Genomic DNA, 17,365 nt, shown 5'->3' on the forward strand with positions numbered 1-17,365 from the left:
AGGTGCCCTTTTTTATGCAGAAAACGCAGTATTAACGCATTTTACCCATCACAACATTTTTCGGATCACGTAATGCAGAATGCCGCCGTTCTGGAAATAGGTCAGTTCGTTGCCGGTATCGATACGGCAGCGTGCGTTGATAGTTTGCGTCTGGCCGTCAGCGAACGCGATCTGCACCGGCACCTCCTGCCCCGGTTTCAGCGTTTGCAGCCCGCTGATGCTGATCTGCTCGTCGCCGGTCAGTTTCAGCGTTTTGCGCGTCACGCCCTGCGGGAACTCGAGCGGTAAAATGCCCATGCCGATCAGGTTCGAACGGTGGATCCGCTCAAAGGATTCGGCAATCACCACGCGCACGCCCAGCAGGCGCGGCCCCTTCGCTGCCCAGTCACGGCTGGAGCCGGAACCATACTCTTTGCCGGCAATCACCGCCGTCGGCACGCTTTCATGCTGATAGCGCATCGCTGCGTCGTATATGGCCAGCTGTTCCTGCGACGGGATGTGGCGCGTATAACCGCCCTCCACGCCCGGCACCATTTCGTTGCGGATACGGATGTTGGCAAACGTTCCGCGCATCATCACTTCATGGTTACCGCGTCGGGAGCCGTACGAGTTAAAGGCTTTCGGTTCGACACCGTGGTTTTTCAGATACAGTCCCGCCGGACTGTCGATTTTGATGTTCCCGGCCGGTGAGATGTGATCGGTGGTAACGGAATCCGCCAGAATCGCCAGAATGCGTGCGTCTTTAATATCCTCCACGGCATCCGGTTCAGCCTTCATGTCACTGAAGAACGGCGGATGGCGGATATAGGTGGAGTCCTCCTGCCAGGTGTAAGTTGGCGTCCCTTCAACCTGAATCGCCTGCCAGCTGGCGTCGCCGTTGAACACTTCGGCATACTCTTTGTGGAACATTTCCGTCGTGACCTGCCCGACGGCAAGTGCGATTTCCGCCGCCGTTGGCCAGATGTCTTTCAGATAAACCGGCTGACCCTGCTGATCTTCACCGAGCGGATCGGTCGTCAGATTGACGTTCATGTTCCCGGCCAGCGCGTAAGCCACCACCAGCGGCGGCGATGCCAGCCAGTTAGTTTTAATCAGCGGATGGATGCGCCCCTCGAAATTACGGTTACCCGACAGCACAGCCCCCACCGTTAAATCACCGCTTTTGATGGCGGATTCAACAGGCTCAGGCAGCGGGCCGGAGTTACCGATACAGGTGGTACAGCCATAACCCACCAGATTGAAGCGCAGTTTTTCCAGATACGGCATCAGCCCGGCGGCATTCAGATAATCGGTCACCACTTTAGAGCCCGGTGCCAGCGAAGTTTTCACCCAGGGTTTACTGGTCAGCCCTTTTTCAGCGGCATTTTTGGCCAGCAGCCCGGCCGCCATCAGTACGCTCGGGTTGGAGGTGTTGGTACAAGAGGTGATTGCCGCAATGACCACCGCGCCGGTGTCCAGCGAGTAATGCTGACCATCAAGAGTGAAACTTTCTTTGTCGGTATGCCCCGGCTTGTTATTGCCCAGTTCCAGTTCGGTGGCGGCTTTGAAGGCTTTTGGCACATCCGGCAGCGCAACGCGGTCTTGCGGACGTTTCGGACCGGCCAGACTCGGCACGACATCGCCCATGTCCAGCGCCAGTGTGCTGGTGAACACCGGCTCATCACCGGCATTGCGCCATAAGCCCTGCGCCTGTGAATAGGCTTTCACCAGTTCGATTTGTTCATCGCTGCGGCCACTGAGTTTCATGTAGCCGAGGGTGACGTCATCCACCGGGAAGAACCCGCAGGTTGCACCAAACTCAGGCGACATATTGGCAATGGTGGCGCGATCCGCCAGCGGCAGATCGGCCAGACCGTCGCCAAAGAATTCAACGAATTTACCCACCACGCCATGTTTACGTAGCATCTGCGTGACGGTTAACACCAGATCGGTTGCGGTAATCCCTTCACGCAGTTTTCCCGTCAGCCTGAAGCCCACCACGTCCGGGATCAGCATGGAAACCGGCTGTCCGAGCATCGCCGCCTCAGCCTCGATACCGCCGCAACCCCAGCCCAGAATGCCCAGGCCGTTGATCATGGTAGTGTGGGAGTCGGTGCCGACCAGCGTATCGGGATAAGCCACCGTTTTGCCATTCTGTTCTTCATGCCAGACGGTCTGACCGAGATACTCCAGATTGACCTGGTGACAAATACCGGTGCCCGGCGGCACCACACGGAAACGGTTAAAGGCTTTTTGACCCCAGCGCAGGAACTGATAACGCTCGTTATTGCGCTCCATTTCCAGCCGGACGTTTTCATCAAACGCCTCTTCATCGCCAAACTCATCCACGGTCACCGAGTGATCGATAACCAGATCGACCGGCGATAACGGATTCACCTGATCGACATTCCCACCGAGGCGTTTAACGGCCTGACGCATTGCGGCAAGATCCACCACGGCGGGTACCCCGGTGAAATCCTGCATCAGAACGCGAGCCGGACGGTAAGCAATTTCGCGGTCGGCGTGGCCGGTTTTTTGCCATTCCACCAGCTGCAGCAAATCATTTTCCGTGACAGTGTCACCGTCAACGTGGCGCAGCAGATTTTCGAGCAGGACTTTAAGAGATTTAGGCAGGCGCTGAATATCACCCAGCGTTTTGGCGGCAAGTGGCAGACTGTAGTAGTGGAACTCCTTACCCTGGACTGCCAGCTTATCCAGACTTCTGTTACGAATATCGGACGACATAGCTTCTCCTTATGCTTCACAGCACCAGCTGGGCGAAAGAGGAATAACCCGCTGGCTTATAAGTGCATATATAAAGATAACACATATTATTGTTAACATTTTGATAACAGCTCAAACGGATCATCCGATAAAAAAAATCCCGCGTCATCAGAAGATGGCGCGGGACGTTTTAGATCAGAAACCGTGGCGGAATTATTTCGTCGGTAATTTGATGTCTTTGAACATCTCTTCGATATCTTCATTCGAGCGCAGGGCAATCGCGGTATCCACCACGTCACGCGTCAGATGCGGTGCAAAGCGCTGGATGAAATCGTACATGTAGCTGCGCAGGAACGTGCTGCGGCGGAAACCAATTTTGGTGGTGCTGTAGGTGAAAATATCCCGCGCATCTACGGTCACCAGATCCGGATCCTGAACCGGATCGACCGCCATACTGGCTATTACGCCCACGCCCAACCCCAGCCGCACGTAGGTTTTGATCACGTCCGCATCAGTGGCGGTGAACACAATTTTTGGCGTCAGACCGGCGCGGTTAAACGCGGTATCGAGTTCCGAGCGACCGGTAAAACCGAAGGTATAAGTGACAATGGGATAGGCCGCCAGCTCTTCAATGGTGACCTTCTCTTTACCCGCCAGCGGATGATCGGGCTGAACCACCACCGCGCGATTCCAGTGATAGCAAGGCAACATGATCAGATCGTCGTACAGGTGCAGCGCTTCGGTAGCAATGGCGAAATCCGCGTTGCCCTTTGAAACGGCCTCCGCGATTTGCGTCGGAGATCCCTGATGCATATGCAGTGAAACGCGCGGGTAACGCTCGATAAAGCCTTTAATCACGTTCGGCAAGGCGTAGCGTGCCTGCGTGTGCGTGGTGGCGACATACAACGATCCCTTGTCAGGATAGGTATGCTCACCGGCCACGGCCTTGATCGCATCGACTTTGGACAACACTTCGCGGGCGATACGGATGATTTCCTGCCCTGCCGGTGTGACCTGCGTCAGGTGTTTTCCGCTGCGGGAGAAGATCTGAATACCGAGCTCATCTTCCAGCATTCTGACTTGTTTGCTGATCCCTGGCTGCGACGTGTACAGGCCTTCTGCCGTCGAACTGACGTTCAGATTGTGATTAACAACCTCTACGATGTAGCGCAGTTGCTGCAATTTCATATCTCATACCACCCTGGTTTCAAACCCTGTCACCATCCCTGTTCGCCTGCCGGCTGAACAGACTGGAAATGATTTTTATTGAATGCCCGAAGTCTGTAAACGCGCCTTTTTATGAGGCAGACGCATTAGCTTATTACTATTGTGAATAAAAATAAATTTTATATAACAATTATATCAAGAATTAACACGTTGTATAGCCAGATAACATAAGGATTAACGCAGACAGCATAAGCCTGAGAAGAAAGTGGTCAGAAACCTGTCGATGATAGATCTGAATGCAATAAAAAAACCAGCCCGGAGGACTGGTTTTTCACAAAAGAGTAACAATGAGTTATCGCCTGACAGGCGGGCTAACGGCAATCATTACTTTTTGCCTTCCACCCATTTGCCGTCAACGAAGAACGCTGTCCAGCCAGTGGCTTTGCCGTCTTTTTCCGAAGACACGTACTGCTGCTTAGTTTTGCGGCTGAAACGTACCATCGATTTGTTGCCTTCCGGGTCAGCGACAGGCGCATCCGCAAGATAACTCAGTTTCTCCGGCAAGCGATCTTTAAAGCGCTTCAGCTCTTCCACCAGCGGCGCACGGGTTTCGCGCGATTTCGGGAAAGTATTGGCCGCGAGGAACACACCGGCAGCGCCGTCACGCAGAACGAAGTAGGCGTCTGATTTCTCACACGGCAACTCAGGCAGCGGAACCGGATCTTCTTTCGGCGGTGCAACGTCACCGTTACGCAGGATCTTACGGGTGTTTTTGCACTCGTCATTGGTACAACCCATGTACTTACCGAAACGTCCCATTTTCAGGTGCATTTCAGAACCACATTTCTCGCACTCAACGATCGGGCCGTCATAGCCCTTGATGCGGAATTCGCCCTGCTCGATTTCGTAACCGTCACATTCCGGGTTGTTACCGCAGACGTGCAGCTTGCGCTGGTTGTCGATCAGGTAGCTGTCCATCGCAGTGCCACATTTGCCACAACGACGTTTCGCACGCAGCGCATTGGCTTCTGCCTCATCCCCTTCCAGCACGTTGAGCACTTCGGCATCCGCGATCAGGTTGATGGTGGTTTTGCAGCGTTCTTTCGGCGGCAATGCGTAACCGGAACAGCCGAGGAACACCCCGGTGCTGGCGGTACGGATACCCATCGGGCGGCCACAGGTCGGGCACTCAATGCTGGTCAGGATCATCTGGTTCGGGCGCATACCGCCTTCTTCAGGATCCTTTTCTGCGGTTTCCAGCTGCTTGCTGAATTCGGTGAAGAATTCGTCGAGCACGGCTTTCCACTCAGCTTTGTTGTTGGCCACCTGATCCAGACCATCTTCCATGCGCGCGGTGAAATCATAGTTCATCAGTTCGCGGAAGTTTTGCTCCAGACGATCTGTGACGATTTCACCCATTTTCTCAGCGTAGAAACGGCGGTTTTCAACGTGAACATAGCCGCGATCCTGGATGGTCGAAATGATCGACGCATAGGTAGACGGACGGCCAATGCCACGTTTTTCCAGCTCTTTTACCAGTGACGCTTCGCTGAAACGCGCAGGCGGTTTGGTGAAGTGCTGAGTGGGCAGCAGCTGTTGCAGATCAAGGTCGGTGCCGACTTCAATAGCAGGCAGAATGCGGTCTTCGTCGCCTTTACGCAGCGCTGGCATGACTTTCGTCCAACCGTCGAAACGCAAAGTACGGCCTTTGGCGCGCAGGGAGTAATCGCCCGCTTTCACCGTCAGCGTGGAAGAATCGTATTGCGCCGGTGTCATCTGGCAGGCAACAAACTGACGCCAGATCAGCTGGTACAAACGCTGGGCATCGGCTTCCATGTCTTTCAGTTGTTCAGACACCACGGCCACGTCAGAAGGACGAATCGCTTCGTGCGCTTCCTGTGAATTCTCTTTGTTGCTGTACTGCAACGGCGCTTTCGGCAGGTATTTATCACCGAAATTCTCACCGATGTAGCCGCGAACCATTTCTACAGCATCCTGACTCAGGTTGGTGGAGTCGGTACGCATGTAGGTAATGTGACCGGCTTCATACAGACGCTGGGCCATCATCATGGTTTTCTTCACGCCGAAGCTCAGACGCGTGCTGGCAGCCTGTTGCAACGTGGACGTAATAAAAGGTGCACCCGGCTTACTGCTGGTCGGTTTATCTTCACGATCGACGACCGTGTAGCGCGCTTTTTCAAGCAGCGAAACCGCAGCGTGAGTTTGTTCTTTATTAACCGGCTTAAACGGTTTGTCGAGATGATGCGTGACTTCCATTTGCAGCGCGGTGTCTTTCTTCGCCAGCAAATCTGCATGCAATTCCCAATACTCTTCCGGCACGAACGCTTTAATTTCTTTTTCACGCTCGACCACCAGACGCACCGCCACGGACTGAACACGACCGGCGGATAAACCGCGGGCAATCTTCTTCCACAGCAGTGGCGACACCATGTAACCCACCACGCGGTCCATGAAACGACGCGCCTGCTGAGCATTAACACGATCAATATTCAGTTCGCCCGGTTCTTTAAAAGCGTTCTGAATCGCGTTCTTGGTAATTTCGTTAAAGACCACGCGGCTGAAACGTTTATCGTCACCGCCAATCACTTCCCGCAAATGCCAGGCAATCGCCTCTCCTTCACGGTCAAGGTCGGTTGCGAGATAGATGTGGTCAGCTTTTTCGGCTAACGCTTTTAACTCGGCAACCACTTTTTCTTTGCCAGGAAGTATTTCGTATTGCGCTTCCCAGCCGTGATAAGGATCGACGCCCATGCGATTAACCAGCGCAGTTTTCTCATCCTTTTTTACTTTTTTCTTTGGCTTTTCTTCGGTTGAGACGGCGGTTTTTTTAGCAGCGGATCCACTGGTCGGTAAATCACGAATATGACCGACGCTGGACTTAACCACGTAGTCATTTCCTAAATATTTATTAATCGTTTTGGCTTTTGCCGGGGACTCAACTATTACGAGAGCTTTGCCCATAATTACCTTTACCTGAATGATTCTTCATCAGCTGAAGAAGTTTTTGTCTAGTTATGCCGCGGCACAATATCATGTCTTTTTTTATATTGCGGCAGTGAGTCAGAACGTCAACTCATTTCTTTCAAAGAACGAGCGATCTGACTTCCAGAGGTTCAAAACACTGATTCTGCGAGGGATTAACCAGACAGGGTTCAGCGGACTGTGCCTGTTTTCACGTCAAATAATGACCAAGCGTAAACAAAACATTCCACCTGAAGCCACAAAATCCCACACTCTACCTGATAAAAATCGCTGCGCAACCTAATTAACACCGAATCCTCCATTTCGATATAGTGGCGAAACTTTTCCCCTGACTGTGCAAAACATGACCACTTACTTAAAGGATTAACCCCAGCGGATTTGCGGTTTTATCATCAGCAGGATTACAATATCGTCAGAAATTATAGTGGGGAGTAAATAACATGCACGAAAATACATCGGCAATTAGTCGTGAAGCTTTACTGATCGAAGCGAATAAGGTTATCCGTGAACATGAAGATTACATGCAGGGAATGATCGCCACAGAGGTTGAGCAGAAAGGCAATGTGCTGGTTTTCCGCGGGGAATTCTTCATGGATGACGACGGTTTACCCACCCGAAAAACAACGGCTGTATTTAATATGTTTAAACATCTGGCACATCTGTTTTCAGAAAAATACCATCTCGAAAATTAAGTGAATACCAACCGGGATTGTCTGAAGATTTACCGATAAAAAACAGTGATAAAAAAAGGGACTTTCGTCCCTTTTTCATTATTGAATGTTCGGTTACAGCAGCGGTTTCTGACTGCGCTGCAACCAGCGCAGGAACAGGCGATCGGCACTTTCTGCCGCGCTGCCGGTGAACCGGTCCATCATGCGTTTGCGACGTGCGTAACGCACTGCAATCACCTCATGATTTTTCATTTCAGCAATCAGCAAATCATCACTGGTTCCGATGGCATCGATCAGCCCCTTTTCACGCGCCTGCGTGCCAAACCAGTGCTCACCGGTCGCCACGGCATCAATGTCCAGTGAAGGGCGATTCTGGTGCACAAAATCTTTGAACAGCACATGCGTTTCGTTGAGATCTTCACGGAATTTCTCGCGACCTTCCTCGGTGTTTTCACCCAGCAGGGTCAGCGTCCGTTTGAATTCGCCAGCAGTATGCAATTCGATGTCGATATCATTCTTTTTCAGCAAGCGGTTGAAGTTAGGAATTTGCGCAACCACGCCGATGGAACCGATGATCGCAAAAGGTGCCGCGACAATACGATCGGCAACGCAAGCCATCATATAACCGCCGCTGGCCGCCACTTTGTCTACCGCCACCGTCAGGCGGATGCCGCTCTGGCGTAAACGCACTAACTGCGAGGCCGCCAGGCCATACCCGTGGACCACACCGCCGGGACTTTCCAGACGTAACAACACTTCATCTTCCGGCGTGGCGACGGCCATCACCGCAGAAATTTCCTCACGCAGCGAGGTCACTTCATGGGCATCCATACTGCCTTTGAAATCGAGCACATACAGACAAGGCTTGCGTTGACTTTCGCCGGTTTTCGCCTGCAATTTCTTCTGTCTGGCTTCTGCTTTATCCTTTTTCTTCAGCTCTTTTACGCGCAGTTTTTGCTCTGCAGGATTGAGCCTTGCAGTGCGCATTTCACGCTGCATCTCGCGATATTGTTCACCCAGGTCTGTCAGCTGTAACTCACCTTTACCCTGAGATTTACGCTGACGAAGCCCGACCACCAGGACCACCAGTGCGCCGATGGCAATGACAACGGTGACGACTTTGGCTAAAAACAACCCATAAAGAGAAAGTAAATCCACTCAAACCGCCTTTTCAATGTGCAAATAAAACTGTGGTAATAAAGATGCTGAACATTCTAGACAATAGCTTAACCGGCGTCTTGCGGGAATGTGACATTGTCAGCCAGAGGTAAATACGGATGCGCGTCTGTTCCAATTTTGTTACAAAAGAGCTGTCTGTTTTTCGGTTAATCATTGAAACTCATGTTCATTTCAGGCATATAACCGGTGATCACACCTGAAACACACCCTAATTCCGCCGAAATGCCGGATCCTGGTTGAGCGCAATATCTCCCACTTCCGGCGTTTTGATTTTACAAATGACGCATGTGACGACGGCCATTTGCCGCCACATTCCGACCCGTTATGAGGACAGAACGTGCACTATCATCCGAAATCTGACTTACTCAATCACCGCATTATTCTGGTGACCGGCGCAGGCGACGGCATTGGCCGCGAAGCCGCCCTCACCTATGCCCGCTTCGGCGCTCAGGTGATTTTGCTTGGCCGTACAGAAAGTAAACTGGCCAGCGTTCAGCAGGAGATTGCGGCGAGAAATCTGCGCCCCGCTTTCATTTATGCTCTTGATTTGCTCACTGCCAGCCAGCAGGATTGCCAGCGCGTTGCGGATCAGATTGCACAGTGGGTACCGCATCTCGACGGTGTTCTGCACAACGCCGGGCTGCTCACCGAGATCACGCCGATGGCAGACATCGACTTGCAGGACTGGATGAACGTGATGCAGGTGAACGTGAACGCCACCTTCATGCTGACGCAGGCGCTGTTGCCGCTGTTGCTGAAATCGGCCAGCTCTTCACTGGTCTTCACCACCTCAAGCGTGGGGCGCGAAGGCCGCAGCGGCTGGGGCGCCTATGCCGTCTCGAAGTTTGCCACCGAAGGGATGATGCAGGTGCTGGCGGAAGAGCATAAGCACACCGGGCTGCGGGTCAACTGCATCAACCCCGGCGGCACGCGCACCAGTATGCGTGCCTCGGCGTTTCCGGATGAAAACAAGGATAAGCTCAAGACACCTGCCGATATTATGCCGCTGTATCTGTACCTGATGGGCGACGACAGCCGCCGTAAAACCGGCATGAGTTTTGATGCCCAGCCAGGCCGCAAAGCAGGCCCTGCTGAATAGCCGTGCCAGAATGCCCTGAATATACAACGGAGCCTTTCATGACCGAAGATCGCCACAAGCAGCGCCAGCAAAAGCTTAAAGAACAGGTCGATGCACGCATTGATGCCGCGAAAGAGCAGCGCGGAATTTTGATTGTTTTCACCGGCAACGGCAAAGGCAAAACCACGGCGGCCTTCGGCACCGTCACCCGCGCCGTCGGTCACGGGATGCGCGCTGCGGTCATACAGTTCATCAAAGGGGAATGGCCGAACGGTGAAAAAAACCTGCTCGAACCGCACGGTGTTGAGTTTCAGGTGATGTCGACCGGCTTTACCTGGGAAACCCAGAACAAAGAGACGGATACGCAGGCCTGTCAGGCCGTATGGCAGCACGGAAAGCGGATGCTTGCCGATGCGTCTTTAGATCTGGTGGTGCTTGATGAGCTGACGTACATGGTCAGTTTCGGCTATCTCGAATTGCAGGACGTGGTGGATGCGCTGAATGCGCGTCCGGCGCATCAGACAGTCATCATCACCGGCCGGGGCTGCCATCGCGATTTGCTGGAAATGGCCGATACCGTCAGCGAACTGCGCCCGGTGAAACATGCTTTTGATGCAGGAATTATGGCGCAACAGGGAATCGACTGGTAACAGGCGTATTCGTCAGTTCCCTGAATGGAGATCAAAAAAAACCGCAGTCAGTGACTGCGGTTCTTCAGCGGATTCGAAACAATATCGCTAAGTCGCGATTAGCCTCTTTTCGCCGGGGCACTGCGACGTGCAGGAGCCACCTGAGTGTGGCGCTTAACGGCGCGACGGATCTGGTTGGCTTTCACACGGCGGCGGTCACGTTCTACCGGCATTTTGCTGACGGTTTCTTCGTTCATTTCTACCAGCGTGCGCAGGTAGTTGATATCCGGAAGATCCAGCTCTTTATAGCCGCCTCGAGGCAGGCCTTTTGGCAGATTCAGATCACCGTAACGAACGCGGATCAGACGGCTGACCTGAACGCCAACGGCTTCCCACAGGCGACGCACTTCACGGTTACGGCCTTCTGTCAGGGTCACGTTGTACCACTGGTTAAGACCTTCGCCACCCTGGAATTTGATCGAGCGGAAAGCGGCAGGGCCGTCTTCCAGCTGCACGCCACGGCTCAGCTGTTTGATTTTTTCATCATCAATCTGACCGAATACACGCACCGCATACTCACGTTCAACTTCACGGCTTGGGTGCATCAGGCGGTTTGCCAGTTCACCGTCGGTCGTGAACAGCAGCAAGCCCGAGGTGTTGACATCAAGACGGCCTACGGCAATCCAGCGCGAACCGCGCATTTTTGGCAGACGGTCGAAGACGGTCGGGCGGCCTTCAGGATCACTGCGGGTACACAACTCGCCTTCCGGCTTGTAGTACGCCAGTACGCGGCACACGGTGTCCTGGGACTCCATCACTGACAGCACGTGGCCGTCGAGACGGATTTTTGTGCCGCCGGTGACTTCAACGCGGTCGCCGAGCGTAGAGATTTTACCGTCGACGCTGACGCGCCCGGCCTGGATCATCGCTTCCACTTCACGACGCGAACCGTGGCCCGCACGTGCCAGCACTTTTTGCAGCTTTTCGCTTTGCCCTTCGGTGCTGTCCAGCGCATTTTTCGGCTTCTGGTACTTCACTTCGTCTTCGTCACCGGTTTCATCAAACAGCGTTTCAGCTTTTGGCTTGCCGGCGCGTGGTTTCACCGCACGAGGTTTTTCGCCGCGTGGATTTTCAGGACGCGTCTTGCCGCGACCTGGTTTTTCGATGCGGGAATCAGAACGTGAATCGCTGCGACCGGCATCAGAACGTGGTTTGTCTGAACGCGGTTTGTCGCTGCGGGGTTTATCACTGTTAGGTTTATCGCTACGTGGCTTTTCGCCGCGTTTTTCAGCACGTGACAGTTCAGGACGGGCTTTCGCTGCACCGGAGTTTCTGCCGCTTTTCGGCTTATCACCTGGTGAACGTGCCGGTTTGGATCTGTCACTGGAGTGTTTCTGGGAATTATACTTCTCGCTCATTGAGCAGCCTCATTTGTCGCCTTCACAGGCGTCGGGGGGAGCGGCCAGCACGATGTGAACATCGCCTGCCCGTCAAAATTCAGTTTGGGAGATAAGCGGACTGTCGCGGAAACTTCATTTCTGCACGGGATCACTCGACACATGCACAGATAAAACACATCGCCAGACAGCATTACTTATCAATACAATGACTTACAAAAAGTCAGCCCGCCATTATACACAATTATCTGCAATTTGTATGCTTCGGGGGCTGTCAGGGTGATTATTTTTTAGCCAGTAGCGCGTAAATGCTTAGCGGAAAGGCGTCGGATCGCCTGCCCCTTCGCGGACCACTTCCGGAACCGACTCGGTCAGATCAATCACCGTGGTCGGTTGCTGGCCGATGGAACCGCCATCAATAACCAGATCCACCAGTTTGCCCAGCTGGTCTTTGATGTCTTCCGGATCAGATTCCGCAAAATCATTGCCCGGCATCATCAGCGTGGTGGACATCAGCGGTTCGCCCAGCGCGTCGAGCAAGGCGATGGCGATAGGATTGGAGGGCACGCGCAGACCGATGGTTTTGCGCTTTTCACTCATCAGACGGCGCGGCACTTCTTTGGTCGCTTTCAGAATGAAGGTGTAGTTGCCCGGCGTGTTGTTTTTCATCAGGCGGAAAGCGCCGTTATCGACATAGGCATACGTCGAAAGCTCGGACAAATCGCGGCATACCAGTGTGAAATTGTGATTGCTGTCTAACTGACGGATCCGGCAAATCCGCTCCATCGCATTTTTTTCTTCCAGACGACAACCCAGGGCGTAACCGGAATCGGTCGGATAGACAATGACCTGACCTTTACGCAGCAGCTCTACCGCCTGACTGATCAGGCGCGGCTGCGGATTTTCGGGGTGAATATAGAAATATTGACTCATTGGATCCTCTCACTCTTTATTCTTTTCCGGTCAGGCATCAGACCGGTTCAATTTCAGGCTGTGTCATCGCAAGCGGCCAGTGTTGCCATACCGGTTCAACGCCTGCGGGAAGCCAAAGTTTGCGGCCAAGCTCAATCCACGAACAGGGCTGATGGAAATCAGAACCCTGCGAGGCCAGTAACTGATAATCACGGGCGTAGGCTGCCAGCTGCGCACGCTCATTCGGTGCCTGCTGACACTGGGCGACTTCCATCGCATCACCGCCCTGCTCAGCAAAATACGCCAGTAAGCGTTTCAGCCACTTGGTCGAAAGATCATATCGCCCCGGATGGGCGACGACGGCCTGCCCGCCTGACTGATGAATCGCATCAATCGCTTGTTCTATTGTACACCACTGTGGCGGAACGTAGCCGGTCTTGCCTTTGGCGAGGAATTTTTTGAACACCTGCGCGATGTTATCCGCCGCGCCGAATTCCACCAGATAGCGGGCGAAATGCGCACGGGTGACGGCTCCGCCGTTGGCCAGACGCAGCGCGCCTTCCCAGGCACCGTCAATGCGTGCTTTCGCCAACCGGTTGCCCATTTCCTGCGCGCGTTGCTGACGCAAACCGGCCTGCGCACTAAGCAAACTCCTCATCGCCGGATGCTGCGGATCAATGCCCAGCCCGACAATGTGGATCTCATGGTTTTCCCACAAAGTGGAAATCTCAACGCCATTAATCAGCACCAGCGGCAATTGCTGCTGCGCAATCGCCTGCGCCGCACGCGCCAGCCCTTCGGTACTGTCGTGATCGGTGATCGCCAGTACGCCGACGCGCATTTCAACCGCCCGCGCGACCAGTGCTTCAGGCGTTAAATAGCCGTCCGACGCCGTGGTATGGCTGTGGAGATCGTAAAGCGTGAAGGCCGTGCTGAGGTTCTGGTCGTCTTTCGGGGGTGAAACTGTTGTGGGTAAAGTCATCGTCACGTCGGGGATTTAACCTTTTCTGAATGCAGTTCATATCATAACGCGTTAGGCCGCCTCACGTTAGGGCTATCTTGCCGATGTTTTCACCTCGCCGTTACGCACTGTAACGGTGCGATAACATCTGAGCGCACTAAAGTTGTGAAATCCGCTGAAAAGAGGGTTGACTTTATATCCGTGAACTAGTTTACTAGTACGCAAGTTCACGAGGCAGTTCGCTGAAGAACGTCGTGACAAACCGATTCAGAAAGCTTAGTTTTTTAAAACCATAGCTTTCATAAACTAACAAGAGTGTCTGATGATGAAAATTCACATGATGGCGGTTCTCAGCTGGTGGCGTACTTCCCCTTGTCGGGCGGAGTAATCACGCATAGCTGTCATCAGACGCTGCAAGATTTCCGAAGCCCGCTTAATGCGGGCTTTTTTATGGCCGTTTATTTGAAAACGTTGATAAAAATTCAGGAAGCAAAATGACAACTCCAACACCTCGTTTAGAATTGCTGACCGCGCAGGGATGTTATCGCGGCGACCCGACGGCCATTTTTCATCAGCTGTGCGGCGCGCGTCCTGCGACCCTGCTGCTTGAGTCCTCCGAAGTGACCAGTAAAGAAAACCTGAAGAGCCTGCTGATTGTTGACAGCGCCCTGCGGATCACCGCGCTGGGTTTGCAGGTGTCCATTCAGGCCCTGACGCCGAACGGTGCCTCTTTACTGCCGCTGATTGATGCCGCGCTGCCTGCTGAAATTCGCAATGACGTCCGCCCGAATGGCCGCGAACTGACGTTCCCTGGTATCGATCAGATGCAGGATGAAGATGCACGTTTGCGTTCCCGTTCAGTGTTCGACGCGTTACGCAGCATTCTGACCTGCGTTGAATCTCCGGCAGAGGAGCGTGAGGCGATGTTCCTCGGCGGGCTGTTTGCTTATGATCTGGTCGCCGGTTTTGAAGATTTACCTGCATTAACCTCCGACCAGCGTTGCCCCGATTTCTGTTTCTATCTTTCTGAAACGCTGCTGGTGCTCGATCACCAGAACCGCACCTGTCGTTTGCAGGCCAGCCTGTTCACGCCGTCGGCTGATGAGAAACAGCGTCTGCATGCCCGCCTCGAACAACTGCAACATCAGTTGCAACAGCCACCGCACGCCATCCCGCAGCAGAACGTGCCGGAAATGCAGCTGAGCGTGAACCAGAGTGATGAAGAGTTCGGTGCTGTGGTTGAGAAAATGAAAGTGGCCATCCGCGCCGGTGAGATTTTCCAGGTGGTGCCTTCGCGCCGCTTCTCCCTGCCTTGCCCTGCTCCGCTGGCCGCGTATGAAACGCTGAAAAATAACAACCCTAGCCCGTACATGTTCTTTATGCAGGATAACGATTTCACGCTGTTTGGCGCCTCCCCGGAAAGCGCGCTGAAATATGACGCCACTAACCGCCAGATTGAAATTTACCCGATTGCCGGGACCCGTCCGCGCGGCCGCCGTGCCGACGGTTCGCTGGATCTGGATCTTGACAGCCGCATCGAACTGGAGATGCGTACCGATCACAAAGAGCTGGCCGAGCATCTGATGCTGGTGGATTTGGCGCGTAACGATCTGGCACGTATCTGCGAGCCGGGCAGCCGTTATGTCGCCGACCTGACCAAAGTGGACCGTTACTCTTTCGTGATGCATCTGGTGTCCCGTGTGGTCGGCACGCTGCGTCATGATCTTGACGTACTGCACGCCTATCAGGCGGTAATGAATATGGGCACGCTGACCGGTGCGCCGAAAGTGCGTGCTATGCAGCTGATTTCGGCTTCCGAACAAACCCGTCGCGGCAGCTATGGCGGCGCGGTGGGTTACTTCACCGCCCACGGCGATCTGGATACCTGTATCGTCATCCGCTCTGCTTACGTTGAAGACGGCATCGCCACCGTGCAGGCTGGCGGCGGCGTGGTACTGGATTCCGTACCGCAGGCCGAAGCCGACGAAACCCGTAATAAAGCCCGTGCTGTACTGCGCGCCATCGCCACTGCCCACAATGCGAAAGAGGTATTTTAAGATGGCCGATATCTTACTCATCGATAACGTCGATTCCTTTACTTACAACCTGGTCGATCAGTTGCGTTCAAGCGGTCACAACGTGGTGATTTACCGCAATCAGATCCCGGCTGACGTGATTATCGAAAAACTCAGCCAGCTGGAAAAACCGGTGCTGGTGCTCTCTCCGGGACCGGGCACCCCGTCAGAAGCCGGTTGCATGCCTGAATTGCTCAAACGTCTGCGCGGTCAGTTGCCGATTATCGGCATCTGCCTTGGTCATCAGGCGATTGTGGAAACCTACGGGGGTTTTGTCGGCCAGGCAGGTGAAATTCTGCACGGCAAAGCGTCTTCGATTACGCATGATAATGAAGGCATGTTTGCCGGAATGAACAACCCTCTGCCGGTGGCGCGTTACCACTCGCTGGTCGGCAGCCAGATCCCCGACGGGCTGACCGTTAACGCACGCTACGGCGACATGGTGATGGCGGTGCGTCATGAAAAAGATCGCGTATGCGGTTTCCAGTTCCATCCGGAATCCATTTTAACTTCACAGGGCGCCCGTCTGCTTGAGCAGACACTGGCCTGGGCTTTGGCGTAAGGAGAGCGATCATGCAAACGCAAACTATTCCCGGCATTCTGGAGAATCTGTATCGCGCACAGCCGATGACGCAGGAAGAAAGCCAGCAGTTATTTACCGCCATCGTCAATGGCGAACTGGAACCGGCTCAGTTAGCGGCAGCCTTAATCAGTATGAAAGTGCGCGGCGAGCAACCGGCTGAGATCGCCGGTGCGGCAAAGGCGCTGCTGGCGCACGCCGAGCCGTTCCCGCGCCCGGATTATCCGTTCGCGGATATCGTCGGCACCGGCGGCGATGGCACGAACAGCATCAACATTTCTACCGCCAGCGCCTTTGTGGCTGCTGCCTGCGGTGCGCGTGTGGCGAAACACGGTAACCGCAGCGTATCCAGTCGTTCCGGTTCATCGGATTTACTGGCCGCGTTTGGTATTCGTCTGGATATGCCGGCGGAAGGATCCCGCGCGGCGCTTGATGACCTGAATGTGTGTTTTCTGTTTGCGCCGCAGTATCACACCGGTTTTCGCCATGCGATGCCGGTGCGCAAATCACTGAAAACCCGCACCCTGTTTAACGTGCTCGGCCCGCTGATTAACCCGGCACGTCCGCCGCTGGCGCTGATAGGCGTATACAGCCCGGAACTGGTGTTGCCGATTGCGGAAACGCTGCGGGCACTGGGTTACGAGCGAGCGGCGGTGGTTCACGGCGCAGGCATGGATGAAGTCGCGATCCACGCAGCCACGCAGGTGGCCGAGCTGAAAGACGGCAAAATTACCACCTACGAGGTCACGCCGCAGGACTTCGGTCTGGACAATTACCCTATTGAATCCCTGCTCGGCGGCGAACCGGAAGAAAACCGTGACATTCTGGCACGCTTATTACAAGGTAAAGGTGATCCGGCCCATGAAGCCGCGGTAGCCGTCAATGTGGCGATGCTGCTGCGCCTTTTCGGTCAGGAAGATTTAAAACAAAACGCACAACAGGCATTGGCCGTCATGCGCAGTGGTGAACCCTACCAGCGCGTGTTGGCATTGGCAGCAAGAGGATAAGTG

The 17,365-nt window shown here is 54.1% G+C and carries 11 protein-coding genes, 1 pseudogene and 1 other annotated feature; of the genes and pseudogenes, 5 read left to right on the plus strand and 7 right to left on the minus strand.

All coding sequences use genetic code 11. From position 1 onward, the window contains the following. Positions 1-48: 48 nt before the first annotated feature. The 3 genes from acnA to topA form a co-directional block, all read right to left on the minus strand. Positions 49-2,724 carry an aconitate hydratase AcnA gene (acnA, locus tag ED901_RS07630; protein ID WP_122095506.1) on the minus strand — a complete coding sequence of 892 codons (2,676 nt, stop codon included), beginning with the start codon at positions 2,722-2,724 and terminating at the stop codon, positions 49-51. A 192-nt stretch (positions 2,725-2,916) separates the two neighbouring features. Beyond that, the gene (cysB, locus tag ED901_RS07635; RefSeq protein WP_056780687.1) at positions 2,917-3,891 is read right to left on the minus strand and encodes an HTH-type transcriptional regulator CysB; all 975 of its coding nucleotides are present in this window, start codon (positions 3,889-3,891) and stop codon (positions 2,917-2,919) included. A 363-nt stretch (positions 3,892-4,254) separates the two neighbouring features. Beyond that, on the minus strand, positions 4,255-6,852 hold the full coding sequence (gene topA, locus ED901_RS07640) for a type I DNA topoisomerase (protein ID WP_122095507.1): 2,598 nt from the start codon (positions 6,850-6,852) through the stop codon (positions 4,255-4,257). Between the two features lie 461 nt (positions 6,853-7,313). Here topA and ED901_RS07645 point away from each other — a divergent pair, with 461 nt between their 5' ends. Beyond that, positions 7,314-7,565, plus strand: a complete 252-nt coding sequence (locus ED901_RS07645; RefSeq protein WP_056780695.1) for a YciN family protein — start codon at positions 7,314-7,316, stop codon at positions 7,563-7,565. Positions 7,566-7,658: 93 nt separating this feature from the next. On the opposite strand, the gene sohB is transcribed toward ED901_RS07645, so the two are convergent. After that, positions 7,659-8,702, minus strand: a complete 1,044-nt coding sequence (gene sohB, locus ED901_RS07650) for a protease SohB (RefSeq protein ID WP_122095508.1) — start codon at positions 8,700-8,702, stop codon at positions 7,659-7,661. Positions 8,703-9,060: 358 nt separating this feature from the next. On the opposite strand from sohB, the gene ED901_RS07655 reads away from it, so the two are divergent. Further along, positions 9,061-9,822: a YciK family oxidoreductase gene (locus ED901_RS07655; protein WP_056780701.1), complete on the plus strand. Its 762-nt coding sequence runs from the start codon at positions 9,061-9,063 to the stop codon at positions 9,820-9,822. 38 nt (positions 9,823-9,860) lie between these two features. Beyond that, positions 9,861-10,451, plus strand: coding sequence for a cob(I)yrinic acid a,c-diamide adenosyltransferase (gene cobO / locus ED901_RS07660; RefSeq protein WP_056780705.1), 591 nt, complete (start codon positions 9,861-9,863; stop codon positions 10,449-10,451). Positions 10,452-10,549: 98 nt separating this feature from the next. On the opposite strand, the gene rluB is transcribed toward cobO, so the two are convergent. The 3 genes from rluB to ED901_RS07675 all read right to left on the minus strand — a co-directional run bounded on the left by rluB (position 10,550) and on the right by ED901_RS07675 (position 13,721). Next, positions 10,550-11,440: a 23S rRNA pseudouridine(2605) synthase RluB gene (rluB, locus tag ED901_RS07665; protein ID WP_183848129.1), complete on the minus strand. Its 891-nt coding sequence runs from the start codon at positions 11,438-11,440 to the stop codon at positions 10,550-10,552. Positions 11,441-12,139: 699 nt separating this feature from the next. Beyond that, positions 12,140-12,760: an L-threonylcarbamoyladenylate synthase gene (locus ED901_RS07670; protein WP_056780712.1), complete on the minus strand. Its 621-nt coding sequence runs from the start codon at positions 12,758-12,760 to the stop codon at positions 12,140-12,142. A gap of 37 nt (positions 12,761-12,797) precedes the next feature. Next, positions 12,798-13,721, minus strand: a complete 924-nt coding sequence (locus ED901_RS07675; RefSeq protein WP_122095510.1) for a PHP domain-containing protein — start codon at positions 13,719-13,721, stop codon at positions 12,798-12,800. Between the two features lie 328 nt (positions 13,722-14,049). Beyond that, positions 14,050-14,152: a sequence feature (Trp leader region), on the plus strand. A 42-nt stretch (positions 14,153-14,194) separates the two neighbouring features. Here ED901_RS07675 and ED901_RS07685 point away from each other — a divergent pair. After that, a complete protein-coding gene (locus ED901_RS07685) occupies positions 14,195-15,757 on the plus strand; it encodes an anthranilate synthase component 1 (RefSeq protein WP_122095511.1) in 1,563 nt (520 codons plus the stop codon). A 1-nt stretch (position 15,758) separates the two neighbouring features. Next, positions 15,759-17,362, plus strand: a pseudogene (trpD, locus tag ED901_RS25335) (bifunctional anthranilate synthase glutamate amidotransferase component TrpG/anthranilate phosphoribosyltransferase TrpD). Positions 17,363-17,365: the final 3 nt, after the last annotated feature.

It is taken from the genome of Rahnella sp. Larv3_ips, assembly GCF_003697865.1.
Classification (GTDB): Bacteria; Pseudomonadota; Gammaproteobacteria; order Enterobacterales; family Enterobacteriaceae; genus Rahnella; species Rahnella rivi.